Here is a 7,155-nt window from a genome sequence, read left to right as displayed (position 1 = left end):
TCAACCTGGACAAGCCGGTGATCTCGGCGATTCACGGCGCAGCGGTCGGGGCAGGCCTGGTCGTGGCGCTGCTGGCCGATGTCTCGGTGGCGGGACGCACCGCCAAGATCATCGACGGGCACACCAAGTTGGGCGTGGCCGCCGGCGACCATGCCGCGATCTGCTGGCCGCTGTTGGTCGGGATGGCCAAAGCCAAGTACTACCTGCTCACCTGCGCGCCGCTGTCCGGCGAGGAAGCCGAGCGCATCGGGCTGGTGTCGATGTGTGTGGACGACGGCGAGGTGCTCGACACCGCCACCCGGATCGCCACCGAGCTGGCGCAAGGGGCTCAGTCGGCGATCCGGTTCACTAAACACAGCCTCAACCACTGGTACCGGATGGCGGCGCCGGCCTTCGAAACATCTCTTGGCCTGGAGTTTTTGAGTTTCAGCGGGCCCGACGTGCGCGAGGGCCTAGCCGCCCACCGCGAGAAGCGGCCGGCCCATTTCACCGGCGATCACTCACGTTGACTCTGCGCGCAGGGTCGGTGTTACTCGCACAACCCCACCGCAGCCGCAGAATGAACGGTTTGCTCGACCGCGGCGCGCCTGCCTGCGGGTATCGGCAGGGAGGTCTACGGTCATCTGTCATGACAGCAGCCGAGCCGGCCCCGTTTCGCGAGGCCGTGGAGGCAATGAGCGGGGCCAGCGTCAGGGCTGAAATCGAGCTGGGCCCCATCCGGCCGCCGCAGCGTCTCGCGCCCTTCAGCTATGCCCTGGGTGCCGAAGTGAAGCGTCCCGAGCTCGATGTCGTCCCGGAGCGCTCCGACGGTGACGCCTTCGGCCGGCTGATCCTGCTCTACGACCCGGAGGGCGCTGACGCGTGGGACGGCACCATGCGCCTGGTCGCCTACATCCAGGCCGATCTGGACTCCAGCGAAGCCGTCGACCCGCTGTTGCCGGAGGTCGCGTGGAGCTGGCTGGTCGAGGCGCTGGATGCAAGCGCCGAACAGGTCACCGCACTGGGCGGCACCGTCACCGCCACCACCTCGGTCCGCTACGGCGACATTTCCGGGCCGCCGCGGGCCCACCAGTTGGAGCTGCGCGCGTCCTGGACCGCACTCACCACCGACATCGGTCCCCATGTCGAGGCGTTCTGCCACGTGCTCGAGCACGCCGCGGGGCTGCCGCCGGTCGGGGTGACAGATTTGGGCACCCGGTCGCGCGTTTGACATGGCCAGCGAGCCCACAGAACCACCCACCGAAACACCCGACGCCGCGGAACCTGACGTCACGCCGCTGCTGCATCCCGCCGACGGCGTGCCCGACTTATCAATCACCGCAGACGAAATCGCCGCCGCCGCAGCGCTGCTCGCCGACGGCCACGGCCCGTTCGCGGTGGATGCCGAGCGCGCGTCGGGGTTCCGCTACTCCAACCGCGCCTACCTGATCCAGGTCCGCCGGGCCGGCGCCGGGACCGTGCTCATCGACCCGGTCAGTCACGGCCGCGACCCGCTGACCGTGCTGCGGCCCGTCGCCGACGTCATGGCATCCGACGAATGGATCCTGCACGCAGCCGACCAGGATCTGCCGTGCCTAGCCGAGGTGGGCATCCGGCCAACGGCCCTGTATGACACCGAATTGGCGGGGCGACTGGCCGGTTTCGACCGGGTCAACTTGGCGGCGATGGCGCAACGCCTGCTGGGTGTCGGGCTGGCCAAAGGCCACGGCGCGGCGGACTGGTCGCGGCGACCACTGCCGGCCGCCTGGCTCAACTACGCGGCACTCGACGTCGAAGTGCTCATCGGTCTGCGCGAGGCGGTCGCTGACGTACTCGAAGAACAGGGCAAAACCGCTTGGGCAGCAGAGGAATTCGACTATCTTCGACGCAGCGCCGGTCAAAGCCCGACGACACGGCGGGACCGCTGGCGGCGTACGTCCGGCATTCACAAGGTGCGCGACCCGCGCGGCCTGGCCGCGGTTCGCGAATTGTGGACGGTGCGCGATGACATCGCGCAACGGCGCGATATCGCGCCGGGCCGCATCCTGCCCGATTCGGCGATCATCGCGGCCGCGGCCGCCGATCCGAAGACCCTCGACGACTTGGTCGCCTTACCGATCTTCGGCGGAAAGCGGCAACGCCGCAGCGCCTCCACCTGGCTGGCGGCGCTGCGGGCCGCGCGCGACAATCCCGGTCTCGCAGAGGAAGCCGAGTCGCCCAACGGGCCGCCCGCGCCGGCGCGCTGGGCCCGCCGACGGCCGGAGGCCGCCGCACGGCTGGACGCAGCCCGCGCCGCGCTGCGGGAGTTGTCGCAGCGGGTATCGGTGCCCAGCGAGAATTTGGTCACACCCGAACTGGTCCGGCGGCTGTGCTGGGACTGGGACGCCACCGCGGGCGAGGATGACGTCGCGGCGAGGATCGAGGAGTTCCTGGCCGCGGGTCAGGCCCGCAACTGGCAGCGTGAGTTGACGGTGCCCGCCTTGGCCGTGGCGTTGCAATCGACCGCACCCGCCGAAACTTAAGCCAGTGCGACGCCGCTCGGCGTGTCTTGGCAGAGGTTTAAATGTCGAGAAGCCAAGGAGAACGGACGTCAATCCAGCTGTTCGGTGATCGCGGTCCCGGAGTCGACCTCGCCCCGGCCCGCATCGTCGCGAGACAAAGCCGCGATCCAGCCGGTGATTCGGCGGGCCACGTGCTGGTCGGTCAGACCTGCCTCGGCGAGCACCTCACCGCGTGACGCGTGAGCGAAGAACTGTTGCGGCAGACCGATATCGCGGCACGGCACGTCGATCTCGGCGGCCCGCAGCGCGGCAGACACCGCCGAGCCGACACCACCGGCCACCCCGTTGTCTTCCAGTGTGACGACCACCTGGTGTGCGATCGCCAACTCCCCCAGCGCTTTCGGCACCGGCAGCACCCACCGCGGGTCGACCACCGTCACACCGATGCCCTGATCACGCAGCCGCTCGGCCACCGCCAGTGCCATCGATGCGAATGCTCCGACCGACACCAGCACCACGTCGGCACCAAGACCCACGGCCGGCACTGCCAGTATGTCCATTCCCGCATGTTGCTGTACCGCAGGAATGTCTTCGCCGACGTCGCCTTTCGGGAACCTGATCACCGTCGGACCGTCCTCGACGGCCAGCGCCTCGCCGAGTTCCTCGCGCAGGCGAGCGCCATCGCGTGGCGCGGCCATCCGGATGCCGGGCACGATGCCGAGCATCGACATGTCCCACACGCCGTTGTGGCTGGCGCCGTCGCTGCCGGTGACCCCGGCCCGGTCGAGCACGATCGTGACCGGCAGCCTGTGCAGCGCGACGTCCATCATGATCTGGTCGAACGCCCTGTTGAGGAATGTCGCGTAGATCGCGACGACGGGATGCAGGCCGCCCATCGCCATCCCGGCCGCGGACGTCATCGCATGCTGCTCGGCGATACCGACGTCGAACAGCCTGTCCGGGAATCGCGCTCCGAAAGCGCTCAAACCGGTCGGACCAGGCATCGCCGCGGTGATCGCGACGATGTCGCGACGCCAGCTCGCCTGCTCGATCAGCGACTCGGAGAAGGTCGCCGTCCAACTGGGGGCGGCAATCTTGGTGGCCAATCCGGTGGCCGGGTCGATGACCCCACAGGAATGCATCTGGTCAGCCTCGTCGTCCTCGGCCGGGCCGTAGCCGCGGCCTTTCTGGGTGACGACGTGCACCAGCACCGGGCCGTGAAATCCGCGGGCCCGCCGCAGCGCGGCCTCGACCGCATGTTCGTCGTGGCCGTCGACCGGACCCACGTATTTCAGCCCCAGGTCAGTAAACAGCAGCTGCGGCGAAAGTGCATCCTTCACACCGGCTTTGACGCTGTGAATGACGTGGTAGGCCAGATCGCCGAAGACCGGCATACCGCGCACCGCGCTGCGGCCGCGTTCCAGCAAAGACTCATAACCCGGTTGCAACCGCAGCATGGCCAGGTGGTTGGCCAGGCCGCCGAAGGTCGGCGCATAACTGCGCCCGTTGTCGTTGACGACGATCACCACCGGCCGCCGGGCCGCCGCGATGTTGTTCAACGCCTCCCAGCACATCCCGCCAGTGAGCGCCCCGTCACCCACTATCGCGACCACATGCCGGTTGCGATGTCCGGTCAGCTCGAAGGCCTTCGCCAGACCGTCGGCGTAGGACAGCGCAGCGCTCGCGTGGCTCGACTCGACCCAGTCGTGCTCGCTCTCCGAGCGCGAGGGATATCCGGACAGGCCGTCCTTTTTGCGCAATGTTTCGAAGTCCGCCGCGCGCCCGGTCAGCATCTTGTGCACGTACGCCTGGTGGCCGGTGTCGAAGATGATCGGGTCGTGGGGCGAGTCGAACACTCGGTGCAACGCGAGCGTCAGCTCGACCACGCCGAGGTTCGGACCGAGGTGGCCGCCCGTCGCCGCAACTTTGTGGATCAGGAAGTCGCGTATCTCGGCGGCCAGATCCCGCAGTTCCGCCTGCGAGAGGTGCTGCAGATCGGCGGGCCCACGGATCTGTTCAAGCATTGCGTCAGTGTACGCAGAGTCGCCAACTTGGTACGCGGACCAGCGTAGATACCGTCCGGGGCAGACACCCCGTCACATACAGAAACAACACAGACGGGCCTGCTAACCTAACCCGCGGCGTGCCGGGAAGTCTGGTCGGTGTTCTTTGGTGCGCCGTGGAGTCTTCCTGTAATTAGGGGCTATTCAGGAGTGCGGCATGACTTGCTCGGTCGGCGCCACCGCGCTTGGCGGACAGACGTCAGGGTTCGACAGCGTTATCCATGCGACGCGCCCGTTGACTTCGGTGCAGCTATCTTGAGGATCCTCACCCCGTCGATGCCGAACCCCATCCACTCCCGACGGCAGGACCGCCGATGAGCAGCGATCTGTTCCACTCCGTGTACGCGTCGACCGTGTTCGTGGTCTGTTACGTGCTGATCACCACGGAGCGATTCAACAAAACCAAGGTGGCACTGGCCGGCGCGGTATTGATGTTCTTCCTGCCGAAGTTGACCTCCGAAGACATCTTTTACTCGCGTGACACCGGGGTGAACTGGGACGTCCTGTTCCTGTTGCTCGGGATGATGATCATCGTCAGCGTGGTGCGTCAGACCGGTGCCTTCGAATACGTGGCGATCTGGTCAGCCAAGCGCGCCAAGGGATCTCCGCTGCGGATCTTGATCCTGCTCATCGTGGTCACGGCGCTTGGGACCGCCGTTCTGGACAACGTCACCACCGTGCTGTTGATCGCACCGGTCACCTTGCTTGTCTGCGACCGTCTCGCGATGAATCCGGCGCCGTTTCTGGTCGTCGAGGCCATTGCCGCCAACATCGCCGGCGCCGCGACGCTGGTCGGCGACCCGACCAGCATCATCATCGGCACCGGCGCCCATCTGAGCTTCATCGAGTTCAGCGCGAACATGGCGCCCGCGGTGCTGCTCGTTCTTGTCGCACTGATAGCGATCCTGCCGCGCCTGTACCCGGGCTTCTTCGTCACCGATCCAGAGCGGGCAGCCGACATCATGTTGCTGGACGAACGTGAAGCAATCCGCAACCCGAAGCTCTTGCTTCAGTGCGGAATCGTCCTGAGCGTGGTCTTCGTCGGATTCGTGTTGCACCAGCAGATCCGCATGGAGCCGTCGATGGTGGCGATGGCCGGGGCCGGCATCCTGATCGTGATCTCGGGTATCGAGCGCGAATTCTATCTGGGCAGCGTCGAGTGGGAAACGCTGCTGTTTTTCGCCGGGCTGTTCATCATGGTCGGGGCACTGGTGCGGACCGGTGTCATCAAGGAACTGGCGAAGGTCGCCAGCCACGTCGCCCAGGGCGATGCCTGGACCGCGACGCTGCTGATCCTGACGATTTCGTTCACGTTGGGCAGCGTGATCAACAACGTTCCGTACGCGGCCGCGATGACGCCGATCGTCGCACAATTCGCTGACACGATCCCTGGGCATGCCAGCTCCGGTGTGCTGTGGTGGGCCCTGCTGCTGGGCACTGTCCTCGGCGGCAACCTCACCCCGGTCGGCGCCAGCGCAAACATCGTCGCGGTCGGGATCGCGAACCGGTCCGGCCATCCGGTTTCGTTCTGGGACTTCACCAAACGTGGTGCGGCCGTCACTGCGATGTCGTTTGTTCTCTGTCTGGGATACCTGTGGCTGCGCTACTTCGCGTAGCGCACCGATTCGGTCGTAAGGAGCTGGCCTAGTGCGGGCGAGAGACCTCGATGAGCAGTTTCCGGTCGTGCAGATGCACTCAGATGCCATCGAGGCCGCCCGGATGATCGCGGAGCACGGCCTGCCCGGTCTCGTCGTGGCCGACGCGTCGCAAAAACCGCACGCGGTGCTGCTGGCTTCCGAGATGTTGCATTTCTTACTGCCGCGCTACGTTCAGGCCGACGTCACGCTGGCCGGCGTATTGGGGGACGCTCTGACCGATCACGCGCAGAACTTGGCCGGCAAGACGGTGAGCGACCTGTTGCCAAAAGGCTTGCACAAAGTTCCGTCCGTCGATGCGCGTGACGGCGTGATCAAGGTGGCCGCAGAGATGTCGCAACAGCGCTGCCAGTTGATGGCGGTGACCGAGAACGGCGTCTTGCGCGGCGTGATCACGGCGTCACGGTTGTTGGCCGCGGCGCTCAAATCCTGAGTGCCCCTTCGGCACCCCGCACCTGACCACGCTCTTAGCTGTCTCGAACGCAACCTGAGAATTCCCTTACGCCCATCCCGATGCCCGAATGCTGCTTGCGGAAGTATGGTGAGGATGTGCGGGCAAAGGATCTCGACGAGGAATTCCCAGTCGTAAAAATCGACTCAAACGCGCTAGACGCAGTTCGTCTGCTCGCTGAGCATCGACTCAACGGCCTGGTGGTGGTCACCGACACGTCGGAGGCGCCGTTCGCGGTGTTACCGGCATCTCAGGTGGTGCGCTTTATCGTGCCCGGCTACGTGCAGGACGATCCCGGGCTGGCGAGCGTCGTCACCGAGACGATGTCCGACCACGCGGCGGAGAAGCTGAGCGGCAAGACCATCCGCGACATGTTGCCCAAGCAGCGGCAGCACATCCCGGTGGCCGATGCCGACGACACCATCATCGAGGTGGCCGAGGTGATGGCGAGGCTGCGTAGTCCGCTGGTTGCGGTCGTCAAAGACGGCCGGCTGCATGGGGTGATC

The 7,155-nt window shown here is 66.2% G+C and carries 7 protein-coding genes; 6 read left to right on the top strand and 1 reads right to left on the bottom strand.

Annotated features, from left to right (window positions below; genetic code table 11):
- The 3 genes from AC2VOU_RS11015 to AC2VOU_RS11005 form a co-directional block, all read left to right on the top strand.
- The coding region (locus AC2VOU_RS11015; protein ID WP_486957412.1) for an enoyl-CoA hydratase/isomerase family protein at positions 1-509 on the top strand (509 nt) is incomplete at its 5' end.
- 119 nt (positions 510-628) lie between these two features.
- Entirely contained in the window at positions 629-1,210 is a 582-nt protein-coding gene (locus AC2VOU_RS11010) for a DUF3000 domain-containing protein (protein WP_486957411.1), read from the top strand.
- Position 1,211: 1 nt separating this feature from the next.
- Complete coding sequence (locus AC2VOU_RS11005) at positions 1,212-2,501, top strand: HRDC domain-containing protein (RefSeq protein ID WP_486957410.1); 1,290 nt, start codon at positions 1,212-1,214, stop codon at positions 2,499-2,501.
- 68 nt (positions 2,502-2,569) lie between these two features.
- On the opposite strand, the gene dxs is transcribed toward AC2VOU_RS11005, so the two are convergent.
- Complete coding sequence (gene dxs / locus AC2VOU_RS11000) at positions 2,570-4,504, bottom strand: 1-deoxy-D-xylulose-5-phosphate synthase (RefSeq protein WP_486957409.1); 1,935 nt, start codon at positions 4,502-4,504, stop codon at positions 2,570-2,572.
- 353 nt (positions 4,505-4,857) lie between these two features.
- On the opposite strand from dxs, the gene AC2VOU_RS10995 reads away from it, so the two are divergent.
- From AC2VOU_RS10995 to AC2VOU_RS10985, 3 genes are all read left to right on the top strand, one after another.
- On the top strand, positions 4,858-6,159 hold the full coding sequence (locus tag AC2VOU_RS10995) for an ArsB/NhaD family transporter (protein ID WP_486957408.1): 1,302 nt from the start codon (positions 4,858-4,860) through the stop codon (positions 6,157-6,159).
- Positions 6,160-6,190: 31 nt separating this feature from the next.
- Positions 6,191-6,631 (top strand): CBS domain-containing protein, encoded by a 441-nt coding sequence (locus AC2VOU_RS10990; protein ID WP_486957407.1) that lies wholly within the window; start codon positions 6,191-6,193, stop codon positions 6,629-6,631.
- Positions 6,632-6,747: 116 nt separating this feature from the next.
- Positions 6,748-7,155, top strand: a 408-nt coding sequence (locus AC2VOU_RS10985) for a CBS domain-containing protein (RefSeq protein ID WP_486957406.1), incomplete at its 3' end; no start/stop codon positions are given.

It is taken from the genome of Mycobacterium sp. TH-M25 (assembly GCF_057473665.1).
Note: the sequence above shows the minus strand (reverse complement) of the source record. Positions and strands in the feature narration are given on the sequence as shown.